Origin of the sequence: Micromonospora sp. NPDC005215 (assembly GCF_040607915.1) — a bacterium.
GTDB lineage: Bacteria > Actinomycetota > Actinomycetes > Mycobacteriales > Micromonosporaceae > Micromonospora.
Genome location: NZ_JBEXHQ010000030.1, coordinates 35,440 through 52,293, shown reverse-complemented (window position 1 = coordinate 52,293; position 16,854 = coordinate 35,440). Strand labels below are relative to the sequence as shown.

Sequence of the window (16,854 nt, the reverse complement as noted above, 5' to 3'; positions counted from 1 at the left end):
CGCGTCCCGGCCCCGCCGGCTGTCCCGCCAACCGGGAGTACGACCACCGCTTCCCGCCGCCGGCCGGCCAACACGGCAGAATGTAACCGTGGGGAATCTGACCGCGACCCGGCCGCCACAGCCGTGGAGCGCACCGACCGCGTCCAACCCGGTGGCGGCGACGCTGCGCCTGCCCGGGTCCAAATCGATGACCGCGCGTGCCCTGGTGCTCAGCGCGCTGGCCGCCGGGCCGTCGACCCTGGCCGAGCCGCTGCGGGCCCGCGACACCGAGTTGATGGCCGCCGGCCTGCGGGCGATGGGCGCGCACGTCTCGATAAGCGACGACGAGCGCTGGCTGGTCCGGCCGCACCCGCTTGTCGGCCCGGCCCACGTCGACGTGGGCCTGGCCGGCACCGTGATGCGGTTCGTGCCGCCGGTGGCCGGGCTGACCGACGGGCCGGTCACCTTCGACGGCGACCCGTACGTTCGCACCCGGCCGCTCGGCCCGCTGGTCGGCGCACTGCGCTCGCTGGGCGTCCGGATCGACGTCACCGGCACGGGCAGCCTGCCGCTGACCGTGTTCGGCTCCGGCCGGATCACCGGGGGCGAGGTGGTGATCGACGCCTCCGCCTCCAGCCAGCTCGTCTCCGGCCTGCTGTTGGCCGCCGCACGCTTCGACCGGGGCGTCGTGGTGCGGCACGTCGGCCCTCCGGTGCCCTCCGCGCCGCACCTCCGGATGACGGTGCGGATGCTGCGGGCCGCCGGCGCGGCCGTCGACGACAGCACCTCCGACGTGTGGACCGTCGAGCCCGGCCCGCTCACCGGGCGCGGCTGGGAGATCGAGCCAGACCTCTCCGGCGCTGTGCCGTTCTTCGCCGCCGCCCTGGTCACCGGCGGTGAGGTGACCCTGCAGGGCTGGCCGCACAGCAGCGCCCAGCCGGTCGAGCAGCTCCGCTCGCTGCTACAGCGGATGGGCGGCGAGGTCACCCTCTCCACCAACGGGCTGACGGTGCGGGGCACCGGCGTGGTGCACGGCCTGACCGCCGACCTCTCCGACGTCAGCGAGCTGACCCCGGCGCTGACCGCGCTGGCCATGCTGGCCGACTCGCCGTCGGTGTTCACCGGCGTCGGGCACATCCGGGGCCACGAGACCGACCGGCTGACCGCGCTCGCGCGCGAGTTCACAGCGCTCGGTGCGGACCTCACCGAGGCACCGGACGGGCTGGAGATCCGGCCCCGCCCACTGCGCGGCGGGGTCTTCCGCACCTACCACGACCACCGCATGGCGCACGCCGCCGCGGTGGCCGGGCTCGCCGTTCCCGGCATCGAGCTGGACGACGTGGGGTGCACCTCGAAGACCATGCCCGAGTTCCCGGCACTATGGTCAGCGATGGTGACCGGCAAGAGCTGACGCGAGAAGAGGACAGGTCCTGGCGACCAAGCGGCGGGAGTACGACGAGGACGACGTACGGGTCCGACCCGGGAAGTCGTCGCGCCCGCGTACGCGCACCCGACCCCAGCACAGTGACGCGGTGGACGGCTTCGTCATCGCCGTCGACCGGGGGCGCTACCAGTGCGTGCTGGCCGGGGCCGAGCGCGGCGTGGTGGGGGCCGAGCTGCCCACGGTGACCGCGATGCGGGCTCGCGAGCTGGGCCGCAAGTCGGTGGTGGTGGGCGACCGGGTCAGCCTGGTCGGGGACACGTCCGGGGCGGAGGGCGCTCTCGCCCGGATCGTCCGGATCGCCGAGCGCCGCTCGGTGCTGCGCCGCACCGCTGACGACGACGAGACCACCGCCGAGGGCCGGCTGGAACGGGTGGTGGTGGCAAACGCCGACCAGCTGGTGATCGTCAGCGCGCTGGCCGACCCGCCGCCGCGCACCGGGTTCATCGATCGCTGCCTGGTGGCCGCGTACGACGCGGACGTCGAGCCGCTGCTCTGCCTCACCAAGGCCGACCTGGCCGGGCCGGAGGAGGTGCTCGGTTACTACACCGAGTTGGAGCTGCCGTACGTGCTCAACCGTCCCGACTCCGACCTGGGCGCGCTCCGCGCGCTGCTGAGCGGCCGGGTGTCGGTGCTGGTCGGGCACTCCGGGGTGGGCAAGTCGACACTTGTCAACCGCCTCGTCCCGGACGCTCTGCGCGCGGTCGGCGTGGTCAGCGCGATCGGCCGTGGCCGGCACACCTCCACCAGCGCGGTGGCGCTGCGGTTGCCACCGGTGCCGGGCGTCGACACCGATCCCGGCTGGATCATCGACACTCCCGGGATCCGCAGTTTCGGGCTGGCGCACGTCTCGGCCGACAGCCTGTTGCACGGCTTCCCGGACCTGGTCGAGGGCACCGTCGACTGCCCGCCCAACTGCCAGCACACCGCCGACGAGGCCGCCTGCGGGTTGGACGCCTGGGTGGCCGCCGGCAAGGCCGACCCGCGCCGGCTGGCCTCGTACCGCCGGTTGCTCGCCTCCCGCTCCGGCGACGGTGACGCGCGCGGCGAGAGCGACCAGCGCGGGCCCGGCGAGGGTGACCGGCGCGGCCCCGACGAGTGAGCCCACGGGCGTCGGCTAGGTTGCCGGCATGACCGGGTACGCCGACGACCTCGCCCTCGCCCACCTGCTCGCCGACCGGGCCGACGCCATCGCCACGGCCCGGTTCCGCGCGCTCGACCTGCGGGTGGAGGCGAAGCCCGACCTGACCCCGGTCTCGGACGCGGACACCGCCGTGGAGCGGGAGATCCGCGCCCTGCTGACCGCCGAGCGGCCGACCGACGGGCTGCTCGGCGAGGAGTACGGCGCGCAGCCGGCCAGCGCCCCGCACGGCCGTCGGTGGATCATCGACCCGATCGACGGCACCAAGAACTTCGTCCGGGGCGTGCCGGTCTGGGCCACCCTGATCGCGCTCTACGACGGTGACCGGCCGGCGGTCGGCGTGGTGTCCGCACCGGCGCTGGGCCGGCGCTGGTGGGCGAGCGCGGGCGCGGGCGCGTACGCCGGTCCGGGCCCCGCCGCCGGCGAGCGGATCGGGGTGTCCGCCGTGCACGAGATCGCGGATGCCAGCTTCTGCTACTCGTCGCTCGACGGGTGGGAGCGCGCCGGGCGGCTCGACGCGATGCTGGACCTGATGCGGGCCACGTGGCGCAGTCGGGCGTACGGCGACTTCTACGGCTACATGCTGCTGGCCGAGGGCGCACTGGAGGTGATGGTCGAACCGGAGTTGTCACTGTGGGACGTGGCGGCGCTGGTGCCGATCGTCACCGAGGCGGGTGGCACGGTCACGGATCTACGGGGTCGACCGGCTCCGGCCGGCGCGCCGGGCACCGACAGCAGCGTGGTGGCCACCAACGGTGTGCTGCACGCCGACATCCTCAGCCGGCTCGATCGACCAGCCGAGCGCTGACCCCCGCCAACCTCTATCCTCGCCAGGTGGTCTCCTCCGGTTGGTGTTTTCTCGCGGCGATGATCGTCGCGTACGGCTTCGCCAACCTCCTCCAGTCGGTGGCCGCGGCCCGCACCACTGTGCACCACACCTTCGATCCGGGGCTGCTGCTGCGTCTCGCCGGGCACCGGACGTACCTGATCGGCCTGGGCTGCCAGATCGGCGGATTCGTGCTCGCCTTCCTGGCCCGCCGGGACCTGCCGCTGTTCCTGGTGCAGGCGAGCGTCGCGGCCGGGCTCGGGGTGACCGCCATCCTCGGCGTGCTGGTGCTGAAGTGGCGGCTGCCGATGGCGGAGGTGGTGCTGCTGGCCCTGCTCTTCGCCGGGATCACCGCGCTGGTGCTGTCCGCCCGGCCGGCCCCGTCGAAGCAGCTCGGCACCGCCGGCTCGATCGCCCTGCTGGTGGCGCTCGGCGTGATCGCGGTGCTCGGTGTCTTCGCCGTGCGGCTGTGCGGGGCACCCGGCTCGGTGGCCCTCGGCTCGCTGGCCGGGTTGGCGTTCAGCTCGGCCGCGGTCGCCGCCCGGCCCCTGGCGTCCGCGCCGTCCGCCGAGGCGTTCTTCTCCCACCCGCTGTTCTATCTGCTGATCGCCCACTCGATCGTCGGTCAGCTGCTGCTGGGGCTGGCCATGCAGCGCGGTTCGACGACCGCCGCGGTCGCCGCGATGGACGCCGCCGGTGCGGTGCCGGCCGCGATCGTCGGCCTGCTGCTGCTCAACGACAAGATCTGGCCGGGCCGGGAGTGGCTGGCCGCTGCCGGTTTCCTGGTCACCCTGGCCGCGGTGATCGGGCTGACCCGGTACGCCGAGCCGCAGCAGCAGCGATCGGTGGCGCGCCGACGCGATCGGGCCATGGTCGTCGTCGGGCGGCCCGGCTGACCGGACCGCCCGACCTGCCGCTCAGGCCTCGACGGGCTTGCGGCGGCTCACCACCCGCTCGTAGAGGCGCTCCAGCGCGCCGGCGGTGCGCTCCCAGGTGTAGCTGCTGCGCACCCGGTCCACCGCGGCGTGCCCGTAGGCGAATCGGCCGGCGTTGTCGGCGAGCAGCCGGCGCAGCGAGACTCCGAGCGCCCGCACGTCGCCGGGGGGCACCAGGCGGCCGGTGACCTCGTCGACGACGGCGTCGGCCAGGCCGCCCATCGCGTAGCCGATCACCGGCACCCCGCAGGCCATCGCTTCCAGTGAGACCCGCCCGGCGGAGGAGTAGTGCGGCGTGCAGGCGACCACGTCCGCCGAGCGGTACCAGGTGGCCATCTGGTCGTGCGGCACCGCTCCGACGAGCCGTACCTGGTCGGCGACGCCGACCTGCTCGGCCAGCTCGCGCAGCCGCCGCGCCTCGGCATGGTTGACAAGTTGGTCGGCCGGCGGCCCACCGGCGATCACCAACTCGGCGTCACCGACAAGTCGCATCGCCCGGATCAGGTCCTCCTGGCCGTGCCCGGCGGACAGTGAGCCGACCGAGAGGATGCGGGCCCGCTGTTCGCGCGGTGCCGCCTCGCCGTCGGGCTGGAACTGCTTGATGTCCACCCCGGCCGGCACCAACGCGACCGAGCTGCGTTGCAGACCCATCCGGGTCAGCTCGTCGACCTCGTCGTTCGACTGGGCGACGGCGATGTCGACCGCCCGGGTCAGCGCGCGTTCCAGCGTGATCCGCTCCCCCGGCCCGTCGTAGTGGCCGCCCAGGTGGCGTGCCTGCTCGACGCCGAGCGAGTGGAATGTCTGCACCACCGGGATGTCGGTCTCCCGAACGGCGTGTGCGGCGGCCAGGCCACCGACCCAGTAGTGCCCGTGCACCACCTCGGGCCGCCAGGCGCCGGACCATGAGTCGGCCAACCAGCGGCCGAACTCCGTCACGTACGGGATGAGCTTGGCGGTGGGTAGTGGGGTGGGCGGGCCGGCCGGCACCTGGAGCACCTGGTAGCCGTCGACGTCGACCGTCGCCGGCAGGCCGGGGTCGTCCCGGCGCTCGTACAGCCGTACGTCGTGACCTCGCTCCGCCAACTCGGCGGCGACCCGTGCGATGTGCAGCCGAGTGCCGACCGGCGGGCCCTCGGCGTGGCGGAATGAGCTGGCGTGCGCGCAGACGAGGCCGACGCGCATGGGTCACCTCCCTGCGATCTTTACTCGGCAGTGGTCCTCCCGTTCAGAGCGTCCCATTAACCTCGGGAGTGGGAGTCGAAACATGGCAGATCGGGAAAGTGACCGCGAGTGCCACCGATGCTTGCGCCACGGCAATCACCTTGACTCCACGCCGCACGCCGTTCCCACGCAGATCGACGAGTGGTACGTGGCATGACCAGGCCTGGGCGGGGGTACCGCTCAGGAATGCCGCTGACCCGCAGCCTCGACGATTCGACCGTGGTGATCACTGGTGCGTCCAGCGGGATCGGCACGGCGACCGCGTACGCGTTGGCCCGCCGGGGTGCGGCCGTCGTGCTGGCCGCCCGCAGCGAGGCGGCCCTCCGCCAGGTCGCGCTGCGCTGCCTGGAGTTGGGCGGCCGAGCGCTTGTCGTGCCGACCGACGTGACCGATCTGGAGTCGGTGCAACGGCTGGCCGATCGGGCGGCGGCCGAGTTCGGCCGGATCGACGCCTGGGTGAACAACGCCGCAGTGAGCGCTGTGGGTCTGTTCGACGAGATTCCGGTCGCCGAGTTCCGCCGGGTGCTGGAGGTCAACCTGCTCGGCGCGGTGCACGGCATCAAGGCCGCTCTTCCGTACCTCGGCGCGGCCGGTGGCGGTGTGCTTGTCAACAACGCCTCGGTGCTGGCCGAGGTGGCAATGCCGTACCAGTCGGCGTACAACGCCACCAAGCACGGCATCCGCGGGCTGGCCGACACGGTCCGACAGGAGCTGCGGGTCACCGGTCGCGGCCAGATCTCCGTCTGCACAGTGCTGCCGGCCACCATCGACACCCCGTTCTTCCGGCACACGGCCAACCACAGCGGGCGGGAGCTGATGCCACCGCCCCCGATATACCCGCCGGAGGTGGTCGCCGAGACCATCGTCCGGTTGCTGCGCCGGCCCCGCCGCGAGGCGTACGCCGGCGGGGCTGCCCGCCTGCTCGGTCTGCAGTGGCGGCTGGCGCCCGCGCTGGTGGAGCGCACCCTCGGCTGGTACGCCCACCGCACACAGTTCGGTCCGGGCGCGCGCGTGGACAGCAGCGGCAACGTCTTTGACGCCGACGGGCAGGCCCACCGGGACGGCGGCTGGCATGGCCGACGGCGTCAGTTGGTGCGGATGACCGCCGCGTTCGGTCTCGCCGCCGCCGGCACCGCGGTGGGCACCCTGGCGGCGATCAACCGCCGATCCCGGTTGGCGCCTTGATGACCGGTACCGAGCGCCCGAATGCGCGAACCGTCACCGGCGCGCACAATGGGGCGATCATGTCGAGCTGTCTTTTGGAGATCGACGATTCGTCGGCGGTGGTCCGGCTGACCGGTACGCTCGACGCCGCCTCCGCCGAGGCGGTACGCGTCGCGTTACTGGCCTGTCTCTGGGACCGATCGGGCCCGGTGGTGGCCGACGTGACCGGGCTGCGGGTCGTGGACCCGGCTGGGCGGGCCGTGTTCGCCGAGGTCCGCCGCGAGGTCGCCGACTGGCCCGCAGTGGATCTGCTGCTGTGTGACCCGGCGGTCGACCGGCCCGAGCAGGTGGACGCCGGGGCACCGACTGAGCCGATCATGGTGGCCGGTGTGCCGGCCTGGCCGACGGTGGACGACGCGTTGGCCGCGGTGGCGCCGCTGGCGGCGGTGCTCACCGTCGACCTGGCCCCGGCGGTGGGAGCCGCCCGGCAGGCCCGTGATCTGGTCACCACCGGCTGCCAACGCTGGGGCATGTCGATGCTGATCGACCCGGCCAACATCGCGATCACCGAAATGGTGAACAACGTGGTGGCGCACGCGCGGACCCCGATGACGGTACGGCTGGCTCCCCGGGACGGCACCCTGCACCTGGCGGTGCGCGACTACTCCGCGCGTCGGCCGACGTTCGCCGGGCTGTCCCCGCCGAACCGGGTCGGCGGCCGGGGCCTGCTGCTGATCGACACGGTGGCACGTCGCTGGGGCAGCAGCGCCCTACCGGACGGCAAGGTCGTGTGGTGCGTGCTGCACCCGGAGGACGAGGCCGCGCACCTCAGCTGATGCGGTATTTCGCCACCGGTGTCGGTTTCCGCCACGCACAGCCTGCGGTGCTCCGGTTATGGCGGGAGGGCAGCGGGTAGTGATCAGACATGCGCGACAACGAGTACCCGACCCCCGTGTCCGACACCGAGGCGCAAGGTCTGCCCGACACCGCCGATGACGACTCGACCGCCAACGACGACGTGCTCACCGGGCGCGAGGCGGACGGCCCGGACCCGGCCCAACTCCCCGGCGACCGTACGCCGGTGGCGGTGGACCGGTTCGGGACGACCGCCCAGGAGCAGCTCGACGGTGAGTCGTTGGACTACAAGCTCGGCCGCGAGGTCTACGAGCGCCCGGCGGACGACCCGCTGGCCGGAACGATCGACCCGAAGATCGCCTTCGAGGCGGACAATCTGGAAGCCGCGGCGGAGGCCCAGCTGGACGCCGACGTGATGGACCCGGGGCCCACCTCGGATCCGAACTCGCCGGTCTCCCTCTACGACCACGGTCAGCTCGGCACGGTGGCCGACGCCACTGTGGGTCGGCTGGTCGAGCCGGACGAGGGGTCGCACACCGACCAGGAGACCGACTCGGTGGCGTACGACGCCGGTTCCGCTGGCGGCGGGGCGACCGCCGAGGAGTTGGCCATCCACGAGACGGAGCCGCCGCGCTCGGTCTGACCCGGGTCAGTCGTCCAGGCCGCGCTCGATGGCGTACCGGGTCAGCTCGACCCGGTTGTGCAGTTGCAGCTTGCCCAGTGTGTTCTGCACGTGGTTCTGCACAGTGCGGTGCGACAGCCCGAGTCGCTGCGCGATCTGCTTGTACGACATCCCCTTCGCCACCAGCCGCAGCACCTCGGTCTCCCGGTCGGTGAGCCGGGGCGTTGCCGGTTCCGCGCTGCCGGTCGGGTCGGGGCCCTGCCCCGGCCCGGCGGCCAGCCGGCGGTACTCGCCGAGGACGAGCCCGGCGAGGCCGGGGGTGAAGACCGCGTTGCCGGCCGCGGTCCGGCGGACCGCGTCGAGGAACTCCGCGGGCGCTGTCGACTTCACCAGGTAACCGGTGGCCCCCGCCTTGACCGCGTCGAGCACGCTCTGCTGTTCGCCACTGGCGCTGAGCATCAGCACCCGCACCTCGGGCAGTGCCGCGCGCAGCCCCAGGATCACCTCGACACCGGAGATGTCCGGCAGTTGCAGGTCGAGAACGACGACGTCGGGCCGGGCGGCGGCGGCCACCCGGATGGCCTGTCGCCCCTCGCCGCTGGTCGCGACCACCAGGAATCCGGCTTCGGTCAGGTCGCGGGCCACTCCCTCCCGCCACATCGGATGGTCGTCGACCACCATGACCCGGGTCGGGTTCACCGCTGCGCCCTGGGCACGGTCAGCTCGATCTCGGTGCCAGCGTCGGGGGCGGACGCGATCCGCACGGTCCCGCCCAGCTCGACCACCCGACCCCGGATCGACTGGGTCACGCCGAGCCGGCCCTGAGCGGCGGCCTCGGCCAGCCGGCCGTCCGGAATGCCCGGCCCTTCGTCGCGGATCGACACAGTCACCGTCTCCCCCTCGTCCTCGATCAGCACCCAGGCGCGTCCGCCGGCGTGCCGCCCCACGTTGTCCAGGGCCGCGCCGGTCGCGGCGGCCAACTCTCCGGCCACCCGGCGCGGCAGCGGCACCGGGGTGGCCGGGGCGGAGAGCGCCACCGCCGGTGAGGCGTACCGGCCGAGGAGGGTCCGCAGGTCCACCGCGGCGGCGTCGGGTCCGTCCAGGGTCACGGCAGCGGCCGGACCGGCGCCGGCGATCAGCGCCCGCAACGCGGCTTCCTGCTCGCCGGCCAGCCGGGCCAGCTCGCCGGCTTCGCCGGGCAGGTCAGCGCCCCGCCGCTGCACCAGCGCCAGCACCTGGAGCACCGAGTCGTGGATACCCCGGGCCAGCCGTTCCCGCTCCCGGGTGGCGGCCTCCAACTCCACAGCACGTTGCAGTCGTTCCTCGGCGCCCGCCGCGAGACGGGCCACGTGCCCGACCACCACCCCGGCGAGCAGCATGAGGATCACCCCGGTGAACGAGGACTGGCCGATCCGTTCCCGGGTGGCCAGGTCCGCGCCGGCAACCAGCAGCGCGGCGATCGTGCCCCGCCGTCGGCCGCCGGAGACGGCCCAGGCCAGCACCGGGCCGGCCATCCAGGCGACCCCCATGGTGGGTACGCCGGTGGCGAGCGCCGCCCGACCGACCACCCACGGGGTGGCGAGCACGACGGCCACCACCACCCCGAGATCGGCCAGCAGCAGCGGCCAGCGCCGCCAGGCCGGTCGGGCGTACCCGATCGCGGTCGCGCCGGTCCAGGTCATCATGACCAGGACCAGGGCGCCGACGGCGTACGGGTGGGCGTACCGGTCGGCGTCGCGCACCGCGAGCACGCAGACGTACGCCAGGGACGCCAGCCTGAACACCGCGAGCGCACGCCACAGCGGCACCTCGAACCCACCTGGCGGCGACGGCATGGCCGTACGATGCCACATGCGGCCGGTAGCGCGGCGAGCAGCGAGTGCGGTTCGGAGAACCCTGACGTACGGTGGAAAAGCCGCGAAATACTCCGAGATCCGCCGCCGGGACGGGCCCATGACGAACGCAGATCCGCACGCACCGCGTACGGTTGTGCCCATCGAACCTGCCCTCCTGATCGCCGACGCCTTCGACCAGGCCCGGGTGACCGAGATTCGACACTCGGTCACCTCCTGCGCGCACGCCATCGGGCTCACCGGCCAACGGCTTGGCGATTTCGTGCTCGCGATCAACGAGTTGATCACCAACGCGGTGCGGCACGGCGGCGGACGCGGGTGGCTGCGGCTCTGGCACGAGTCGGACCTGCTGGTCTGCGAGGTCGCCGACCACGGGCACGGGATCAGTCCGCAGCGGCTGGGCGACCGCAGTCGACCAACGGCGGACACCGCCGGCGGCTGGGGCCTCTGGCTGGCCCGCGAGCTGACCGACGCCATGGAGGTCGTCACCAGCACCGCCGGCACCACCGTCCGCGTCACCACCAGCCTCGCCCAGCACGACCACACCCCGCGCTGATCCCCGCGTCCGCGCCGGCCGGCTCAGGCGAACAGCGCGGAGACGGATTCCCCGTTGTGGATCCGGCGCATGGCTTCGGCCAGGGCCGGGGCCACCGACAGGACCTGTAGCGCGGGCACCCGCTTCGCGGCCGGGATGGGCACCGTGTTCGTGCAGACGATCTCCAGGACGCCGTCCTGGTCGCTGAGCCGCTGCAACGCGTCACCGGAGAAGAGCCCGTGCGTGCAGGCGAGCCGGATCGAGCGGACCTTCAGGCCGCGTAGGTGCTCCATCAACTCGATCACCGTGCTGCCCTTGGCGATCTCGTCGTCCAGCACGATGACGTCCCGGTCGGACACCTCGCCGATCACCGCGCTGATCTTGACCAGGTCGTCGCTGAACCGCTGCTTCGCCCCGGCCGCGACCGGCGTGCCGAGCAGCCGGGCGAAGGCCGCCGCCTCCTTGGCGTTACCCAGGTCGGGTGAGACCACCACGGTGTCACTCAGGTCGTAGCGCCGGAAGTGGGTGGCCAGCTCACGCAGCGCGTGCAGGTGATCCACGGGAACGCTGAAGAAGCCGTGCACCTGCGGCGAGTGCAGCGTCATCGCGAGCACCCGGTCCGCCCCGGCCGACGTGAGCAGATCGGCGACGAGCCGGGCGCCGATCGAGATCCGTGGCGCGTCCTTCTTGTCGGAACGGGCGTACGCGTAGTGCGGCAGCACCACGGTGATCCGGCCGGCCGACGCGCCCCGGGCGGCGTCGATCATCAACAGCAGCTCGACCAGGTGCTCCTGCACGGGCGGCACCAGCGGCTGGATCAGGAAGACGTCCCGCTCCCGGCAGTTGGCCTGCAACTGCACTTCCAGACAGTCGTTCGCGAATCGGGACACCCGCACCGGATGCAGCGGCACCCCGAGGTGGGCACAGATCTCGGCAGCCAGGTCGGGATGGGCGGTTCCACTGAAAACGGCGATGTCGCGCACGTTCGCACATCGTAGGCGACGCGGCAGCCGGTGGACGGCGGTGGGCCGTAACCGGGCGTGACGCCGGTCGCACCACGCTGCCGCTTTGGGTACGGTGCTGCGGTGACCCCCCAGTACGTCGCCGCCATCGACCAGGGCACCACCTCCTCGCGGTGCATCGTCTTCGACCGGGCCGGGGACATCGTCGCCGTCGCCCAGCGTGAACACCGGCAGATCTTCCCCCGACCCGGCTGGGTGGAACACGACGCCGAGGAGATCTGGGACAACGTCCAGCAGGTCGTCGCCGAGGCACTGCGGGCCGCCGGCACCGACGCGACCGGGCTGGCCGCCGTCGGCATCACCAACCAGCGGGAGACCACAGTCGTCTGGGACCGGGCCACCGGCCGCCCGGTTGCCAACGCCATCGTCTGGCAGGACACCCGGACCGGGCCGCTGCTGCGCGAGCTGGCCTCGGCGTACGGCGAGGAGCGGTTCCAGGCCCGCACCGGCCTGCCGCTGGCCACCTACTTCGCCGGGCCGAAGCTGCGCTGGCTGCTCGACGAGGTCGACGGCCTGCGCGAGCGCGCGGAGCGCGGCGAGGTGCTCTTCGGCACCATGGACAGCTGGCTGATCTGGAAGCTGACCGGCGCGCACGTCACCGACGTGACAAACGCCAGCCGGACCATGCTGATGGACCTCACCACCCTCGACTGGGCACCGGAGTTGCTGGACGCGATGGGCGTGCCGGCGGCGATGCTGCCGGAGATCCGCTGCTCCGCCGAGGTGTACGGCACCGCCACCGGCGTGCTCGCCGGGGTGCCGGTGGCCAGCGCGCTCGGCGACCAGCAGGCCGCCCTGTTCGGGCAGACCTGCTTCCAGCCGGGCGAGGCGAAGTGCACCTACGGCACCGGCAGCTTCCTGCTGCTCAACACCGGCGCCACCCCGGTCCCGTCGACGCACGGCCTGCTCACCACTGTCGCCTACCAGATCAAGAACCAACCCCCGGCGTACGCCCTGGAGGGCGCGATCGCGGTCACCGGCTCGCTGGTGCAGTGGCTGCGGGACAACCTCGGGCTGATCTCCACGGCCGCCGAGGTGGAGGAGTTGGCCCGTACCGTGGACGACAACGGGGGCTGTTACGTGGTGCCGGCGTTCTCCGGGCTGTTCGCCCCGCACTGGCGCAGCGACGCGCGGGGCGTCATCGCCGGCCTGACCGGCTACATCACCAAGGGGCACCTGGCGCGGGCGGCGCTGGAGGCGTCGGCGTGGCAGACCCGCGAGGTGGTCGACGCGATGGACGCCGACTCCGACGTGGCGCTGCGCCGACTCCGGGTGGACGGCGGAATGACCGCCAACGGGCTGCTCATGCAGTTCCTCGCGGACGTGCTCGACGTGCCGGTGATCCGGTCCCGGATCACCGAGACCACCTGCCTGGGCGCCGCGTACGCGGCCGGTCTGGCGGTCGGCTTCTGGCCGGATCTGGCCACCCTGCGGGCGCAGTGGCGCTCCGACGCGCAGTGGGAGCCGGCGATGACCCCGGAGCTGCGCGAGAAGGAGCTGGGCCAGTGGCGCAAGGCCGTGCGGCGCACCCTCGACTGGGTGGAGTGACCGCCCGGCCGGCTGTCACTCCCAGCGGTTGCCGGTCAGCTTCTCGTACACCTCGACGTAGCGGGCGCGGGTCGCCTCGACCACCTCGTCGGGCACGTCCGGGGCCGGGGCCTGCTTGTTCCAGCCGCCGCCGGTGGCCCAGTCCCGCACGTACTGCTTGTCGTAGGAGAACTGCACGCGGCCCGGCTGGTACGACTCGGCCGGCCAGAACCGCGACGAGTCGGAGGTGAGCAGCTCGTCGGCGAGGACCAGGGTGCCGTCCGGCGCCCAGCCCAACTCGATCTTGGTGTCGGCGATCAGGATGCCCCGGTCGGCGGCCAGCTCCGCGCCGCGCCGGTAGACGTCGATGGTGATCTGCCGCAGTCGCTCCGCGGTGTCCTGGCCCACCTTGTCCACCACGTCGTCGTACGTGATGGGTTCGTCGTGTTCACCCATCGGCGCCTTGCTCGACGGCGTGAAGATCGGCTCGGGCAGGATCGACGCCTCGCCCAGCCCTCGGGGCAGTGACACGCCGGAGACGGCACCGGTCTGCTCGTACTCCCGCAGGCCGCCGCCGGTGAGGTAGCCGCGGGCGACGCACTCGACCGGGAGCATGTCCAGCCGCTGACAGCGGATCGCCCGCCCGGCGAACTCGGCGGGCACGTCGGTGGCCGAGATGACGTGGTTCGGCACGAGGTCGGCGAGTTGCTCGAACCACCACAGCGAAAGTGCGGTGAGCAGGCGACCCTTGTCCGGGATCGGCGTCGGCAGCGCCACGTCGTAGATCGAGATGCGGTCCGAGGCGACCAGGATCAGGTCGTCGCCGTCGGCGTAGACGTCCCGAACCTTGCCCGAGTGCAGAAGTTCCACGCGCCCTAGTACACCACGCGACATCGGAGGGCCCGATTCGACCACCCGCGCCGGGGGTTGACCGGACGGACGTTGACACCTTCGTGCGCTCCCTGCGTGAATGGTCCCACCGCGCCCCCGCAGGTCCAGGAGACCCCCGTGCCCGTTGTTCCACAGCCGATCGACCGCCTCGGCGCCGACCCGGGCCGGCGCCGACTGCTCACCGCGCTGCTCGGCGCACCGCTGCTCGCGTCCGGTGCGCTGACCGGATGCAGCGACGGCGCCGCCACGTCGACCCAGGACGGGCCGGTCGAGCTGTCGGTCTTCTGGTGGGGTGGCACCAGGCGTGCCGAGCTCACCGAGAAGGTGCTGCGGCTCTACTCGGATCGCAACCCCCGGGTCACCTTCCGGGTCACCTGGCAGGGCGCCGATGGCTACTACGAGCGACTGGCCACCCAGGCGGCCGGTGGGAACGTACCGGACCTGATCCAGATCGACGACACGGTGCTGACCGAGTACGCGCAACGCCAGATCATTCTCGACCTCACCGACCGGGTCAGCGACCATCGCCTCGATCTGCGGGGCCTGCCGGAGGGCCTGATCCGCTACGGCACGGTGGAGGGGCGGACGATGGCGGTGGCCGGCGGGCAGACCCATGCCGCCGTGGTCTTCAACCGGGACCTGCTGCGGGAGCTGCGAGTGCCGGAGCCCCGGGGCGGCATGACCTGGGCCGACTACATCTCCTGGGCGGAACAGGTCACCGAGGCCAGCGACGGTCAGGTGGCCGGCACCATGGACGCGTCCAGCGACTACCGGGCGCTCTGGCTGTGGCTGCGGTCGCAGGGTGGCGAGTTCTACCGGGGCAGCCAGCTCGGTTTCGGCGCGGACGAGCTGATCGCGTGGTTCGAGCTGTGGCAGCGGGCGCGCAGCGGGCGGGCCACCCCGGGCGCCGCCCTGGTCGAGCAGGCCGACGGCAGGGATTTGGCCCGGCAACCGGTGGTCACCGGGTTGACCGCCGCGTCCTTCGCCTGGTCGCATCAGCTACCGGAGTTGCAGCGGCTCACCCAGGCCGAGTTGGGCGTGGTCGGCCTTCCGGGGCCGCCCGGTGCGCAGTGGGCGCGCGCGTCGATGTCCTGGGCCGCGTTCCGGGGCACTCGCCACCCGGACGCCGTCACCGACGTGATCAACTTCTTGACGACGAACGGCGAGGCCGGCACCGTCCTCGGCCACGAACGTGGGCTGAACGCCAGCCTCGCCGTCCGCCGCTACACCGAAGGCAGCATCACCGACCCGGCCGAGCAGCGCGCCGCCGCGTTCGGCGCCGCCATCGCCGACCGGCTCGGGCCGGCGCCGGCACCACCGCCGAAGGGGCACGCCAGGGTGCGTGCGCTGCTGGTCGCCGCCGCGGAGAGCATCCGCGTCAAGCGGGCCGGCACCCGGGCGGCCACCTCGCGTTTCCTCTCCCAGGCCAACGCCGCACTGGCGGCGTGACCCGACGGCGGCTGGCCCACGGCCCGCCGCCGTCGGCCAGCCGATCGGGACGAGCCGCTGGATCAGCGCGGCGGGCCGTTCCGACGGTTGCGCGTCAGGCGCAGCACCAGGAACACGATGACGGCGACCACCACCAGGCAGCAGAGCAGACTGAGGACGCCGAAGCCGCCGCCGCCGCGCCGCCGCCGCGCGGCCTCCACCACCACCTCGCCGGTGCCCGTGGACGCCCAGGCCGCGACGGGCACGAAGACCGCCAGTACGGCCGCACCGAGGACCGCGCTGAGCCGGCCCCACCACTTACCGAATGAAGACATGTGCCCATCCTCGCTGAAGGACGCAACCTCGGCACGTCGGTCCACGCCGAACCACGGCACCGAAACCGTTCGGGAGCACCCCGTCAGCACCGGGATCCGTTTTGCGGCGAGACCGCCGTGAGCGCGTACATCCAGGGGTTCGGCGATGCGGGGGCCCGCACCAGGTCGGGGGCGACAAACAGGTCCGGCCCCCACGGATGGGGGCCGGACCTGTTGCACTGCCGGTTGTAGCGGGGACAGGATTTGAACCTGCGACCTCTGGGTTATGAGCCCAGCGAGCTACCGAGCTGCTCCACCCCGCGTCGACTGGTTAACTCTAACCCATCCCGCTGGCGATGATCAGCCGGGGGTCGCCAACCGTTGCGGACGGGCCGCACCGGGGCCCCGCACCGTGCGTGGCGTGGTCCCGTCGCCCACCGGCGGGAACCGGCTGCCCCGGTGTCAGGGCGGCTGGCAGCACCGCCCAGAACCACGCCCGGTGAGTTTGTCGGGTGGCCGGACTGCGCCCGCAACACAAATCACGAACCCGCCCCCGAAGATCGGGGACGGGCTCGTGATCTGGTGCTTCAGTTGTAGCGGGGACAGGATTTGAACCTGCGACCTCTGGGTTATGAGCCCAGCGAGCTACCGAGCTGCTCCACCCCGCGTCGCCTCGCTAACCGTAGCGCACCACCCCCGTGCCCCGCAAAACGACATCCGAATCCGCCGGATCGCGGCCCGGCACAGATCAGTCAAGCCAGGCCCGGATGGCAGAGCCTGAAGCAGCAGCACACTGTCCTCGGTGGGCGGTCCGACCGCCGGTGGGGGCCCCGCCAGCCGCAACGCCTCGCGCCAGCTGCGCAGCCGCCGCCAGCGGTCGGTCGCCAACCGGGACACCACCAGCCGCAGCCACGCCTCCGGCGCAGGATGCACCGCCAGCCGCCCCCAGTGCCGCCAGGCCCGGGTGTACGCCTCCTGCACCAGGTCCTGCGCCTCGGTGTGGTCGCCGGCGACCGCGTAGCCGTACCTCGCCATCCGCCGCGCGGTGCTGCGGTAGAAGTCATCGAAGCTTTGCGCGTCCCGCACGACTGTTCCCCCTC

The 16,854-nt window shown here is 72.7% G+C and carries 16 protein-coding genes, 2 tRNA genes and 1 pseudogene; 10 read left to right on the top strand and 9 right to left on the bottom strand.

Features of this window, described 5'->3' with window-relative positions; genetic code table 11:
- Positions 1-88 precede the first annotated feature (88 nt).
- The 4 genes and pseudogenes from aroA (at position 89) to ABZU25_RS22080 (ending at position 4,347) form a co-directional block, all read left to right on the top strand.
- Positions 89-1,390, top strand: coding sequence for a 3-phosphoshikimate 1-carboxyvinyltransferase (gene aroA / locus ABZU25_RS22095; protein WP_355031245.1), 1,302 nt, complete (start codon positions 89-91; stop codon positions 1,388-1,390).
- A gap of 121 nt (positions 1,391-1,511) precedes the next feature.
- Positions 1,512-2,522: a ribosome small subunit-dependent GTPase A gene (gene rsgA, locus ABZU25_RS22090; protein ID WP_355031244.1), complete on the top strand. Its 1,011-nt coding sequence runs from the start codon at positions 1,512-1,514 to the stop codon at positions 2,520-2,522.
- A gap of 28 nt (positions 2,523-2,550) precedes the next feature.
- Complete coding sequence (gene hisN, locus ABZU25_RS22085; protein ID WP_355031243.1) at positions 2,551-3,369, top strand: histidinol-phosphatase; 819 nt, start codon at positions 2,551-2,553, stop codon at positions 3,367-3,369.
- Positions 3,370-3,428: 59 nt separating this feature from the next.
- Positions 3,429-4,347, top strand: a pseudogene (locus ABZU25_RS22080) (hypothetical protein).
- Here the strand turns inward: ABZU25_RS22080 and ABZU25_RS22075 are convergent.
- Positions 4,305-5,504: a glycosyltransferase gene (locus ABZU25_RS22075; RefSeq protein WP_355031242.1), complete on the bottom strand. Its 1,200-nt coding sequence runs from the start codon at positions 5,502-5,504 to the stop codon at positions 4,305-4,307. The pseudogene ABZU25_RS22080 and the gene ABZU25_RS22075 overlap by 43 nt on opposite strands.
- 225 nt (positions 5,505-5,729) lie before the next feature.
- Between ABZU25_RS22075 and ABZU25_RS22070 the strand changes: the two genes are divergently transcribed.
- From ABZU25_RS22070 to ABZU25_RS22060, 3 genes are all read left to right on the top strand, one after another.
- Complete coding sequence (locus tag ABZU25_RS22070; protein WP_355031241.1) at positions 5,730-6,728, top strand: SDR family oxidoreductase; 999 nt, start codon at positions 5,730-5,732, stop codon at positions 6,726-6,728.
- A 59-nt stretch (positions 6,729-6,787) separates the two neighbouring features.
- Positions 6,788-7,543 (top strand): ATP-binding protein, encoded by a 756-nt coding sequence (locus tag ABZU25_RS22065; RefSeq protein WP_355031240.1) that lies wholly within the window; start codon positions 6,788-6,790, stop codon positions 7,541-7,543.
- 89 nt (positions 7,544-7,632) lie between these two features.
- Positions 7,633-8,205, top strand: a complete 573-nt coding sequence (locus ABZU25_RS22060) for a DUF5709 domain-containing protein (RefSeq protein ID WP_355031239.1) — start codon at positions 7,633-7,635, stop codon at positions 8,203-8,205.
- A 6-nt stretch (positions 8,206-8,211) separates the two neighbouring features.
- On the opposite strand, the gene ABZU25_RS22055 is transcribed toward ABZU25_RS22060, so the two are convergent.
- Together ABZU25_RS22055 and ABZU25_RS22050 are read right to left on the bottom strand one after the other, a co-directional pair.
- The gene (locus ABZU25_RS22055; RefSeq protein WP_355031287.1) at positions 8,212-8,865 is read right to left on the bottom strand and encodes a response regulator transcription factor; all 654 of its coding nucleotides are present in this window, start codon (positions 8,863-8,865) and stop codon (positions 8,212-8,214) included.
- A 14-nt stretch (positions 8,866-8,879) separates the two neighbouring features.
- Positions 8,880-10,019 carry a DUF5931 domain-containing protein gene (locus tag ABZU25_RS22050; protein WP_355031238.1) on the bottom strand — a complete coding sequence of 380 codons (1,140 nt, stop codon included), beginning with the start codon at positions 10,017-10,019 and terminating at the stop codon, positions 8,880-8,882.
- A gap of 118 nt (positions 10,020-10,137) precedes the next feature.
- On the opposite strand from ABZU25_RS22050, the gene ABZU25_RS22045 reads away from it, so the two are divergent.
- Positions 10,138-10,593: an ATP-binding protein gene (locus tag ABZU25_RS22045; RefSeq protein WP_355031237.1), complete on the top strand. Its 456-nt coding sequence runs from the start codon at positions 10,138-10,140 to the stop codon at positions 10,591-10,593.
- A 23-nt stretch (positions 10,594-10,616) separates the two neighbouring features.
- Here the strand turns inward: ABZU25_RS22045 and ABZU25_RS22040 are convergent, their stop codons facing one another.
- Positions 10,617-11,555 carry a ribose-phosphate pyrophosphokinase gene (locus tag ABZU25_RS22040; protein ID WP_355031236.1) on the bottom strand — a complete coding sequence of 313 codons (939 nt, stop codon included), beginning with the start codon at positions 11,553-11,555 and terminating at the stop codon, positions 10,617-10,619.
- A 102-nt stretch (positions 11,556-11,657) separates the two neighbouring features.
- On the opposite strand from ABZU25_RS22040, the gene glpK reads away from it, so the two are divergent.
- Positions 11,658-13,142, top strand: coding sequence for a glycerol kinase GlpK (gene glpK, locus ABZU25_RS22035; RefSeq protein WP_355031235.1), 1,485 nt, complete (start codon positions 11,658-11,660; stop codon positions 13,140-13,142).
- Between the two features lie 15 nt (positions 13,143-13,157).
- On the opposite strand, the gene ABZU25_RS22030 is transcribed toward glpK, so the two are convergent.
- Positions 13,158-13,991, bottom strand: coding sequence for a phosphoribosylaminoimidazolesuccinocarboxamide synthase (locus tag ABZU25_RS22030; RefSeq protein WP_355031234.1), 834 nt, complete (start codon positions 13,989-13,991; stop codon positions 13,158-13,160).
- Positions 13,992-14,129: 138 nt separating this feature from the next.
- On the opposite strand from ABZU25_RS22030, the gene ABZU25_RS22025 reads away from it, so the two are divergent.
- Positions 14,130-15,461, top strand: coding sequence for an extracellular solute-binding protein (locus ABZU25_RS22025; protein ID WP_355031233.1), 1,332 nt, complete (start codon positions 14,130-14,132; stop codon positions 15,459-15,461).
- Between the two features lie 62 nt (positions 15,462-15,523).
- Here the strand turns inward: ABZU25_RS22025 and ABZU25_RS22020 are convergent, their stop codons facing one another.
- From ABZU25_RS22020 to ABZU25_RS22005, 4 genes are all read right to left on the bottom strand, one after another.
- Positions 15,524-15,775, bottom strand: coding sequence for a hypothetical protein (locus ABZU25_RS22020; protein WP_355031232.1), 252 nt, complete (start codon positions 15,773-15,775; stop codon positions 15,524-15,526).
- Between the two features lie 228 nt (positions 15,776-16,003).
- Positions 16,004-16,077 (bottom strand) — tRNA-Met (locus tag ABZU25_RS22015).
- A gap of 271 nt (positions 16,078-16,348) precedes the next feature.
- A tRNA-Met gene (locus ABZU25_RS22010) sits at positions 16,349-16,422 on the bottom strand.
- Positions 16,400-16,840 (bottom strand): sigma factor, encoded by a 441-nt coding sequence (locus tag ABZU25_RS22005; protein WP_355031231.1) that lies wholly within the window; start codon positions 16,838-16,840, stop codon positions 16,400-16,402. The genes ABZU25_RS22010 and ABZU25_RS22005 overlap by 23 nt, the downstream gene beginning before the upstream one ends.
- Positions 16,841-16,854 lie beyond the last annotated feature (14 nt).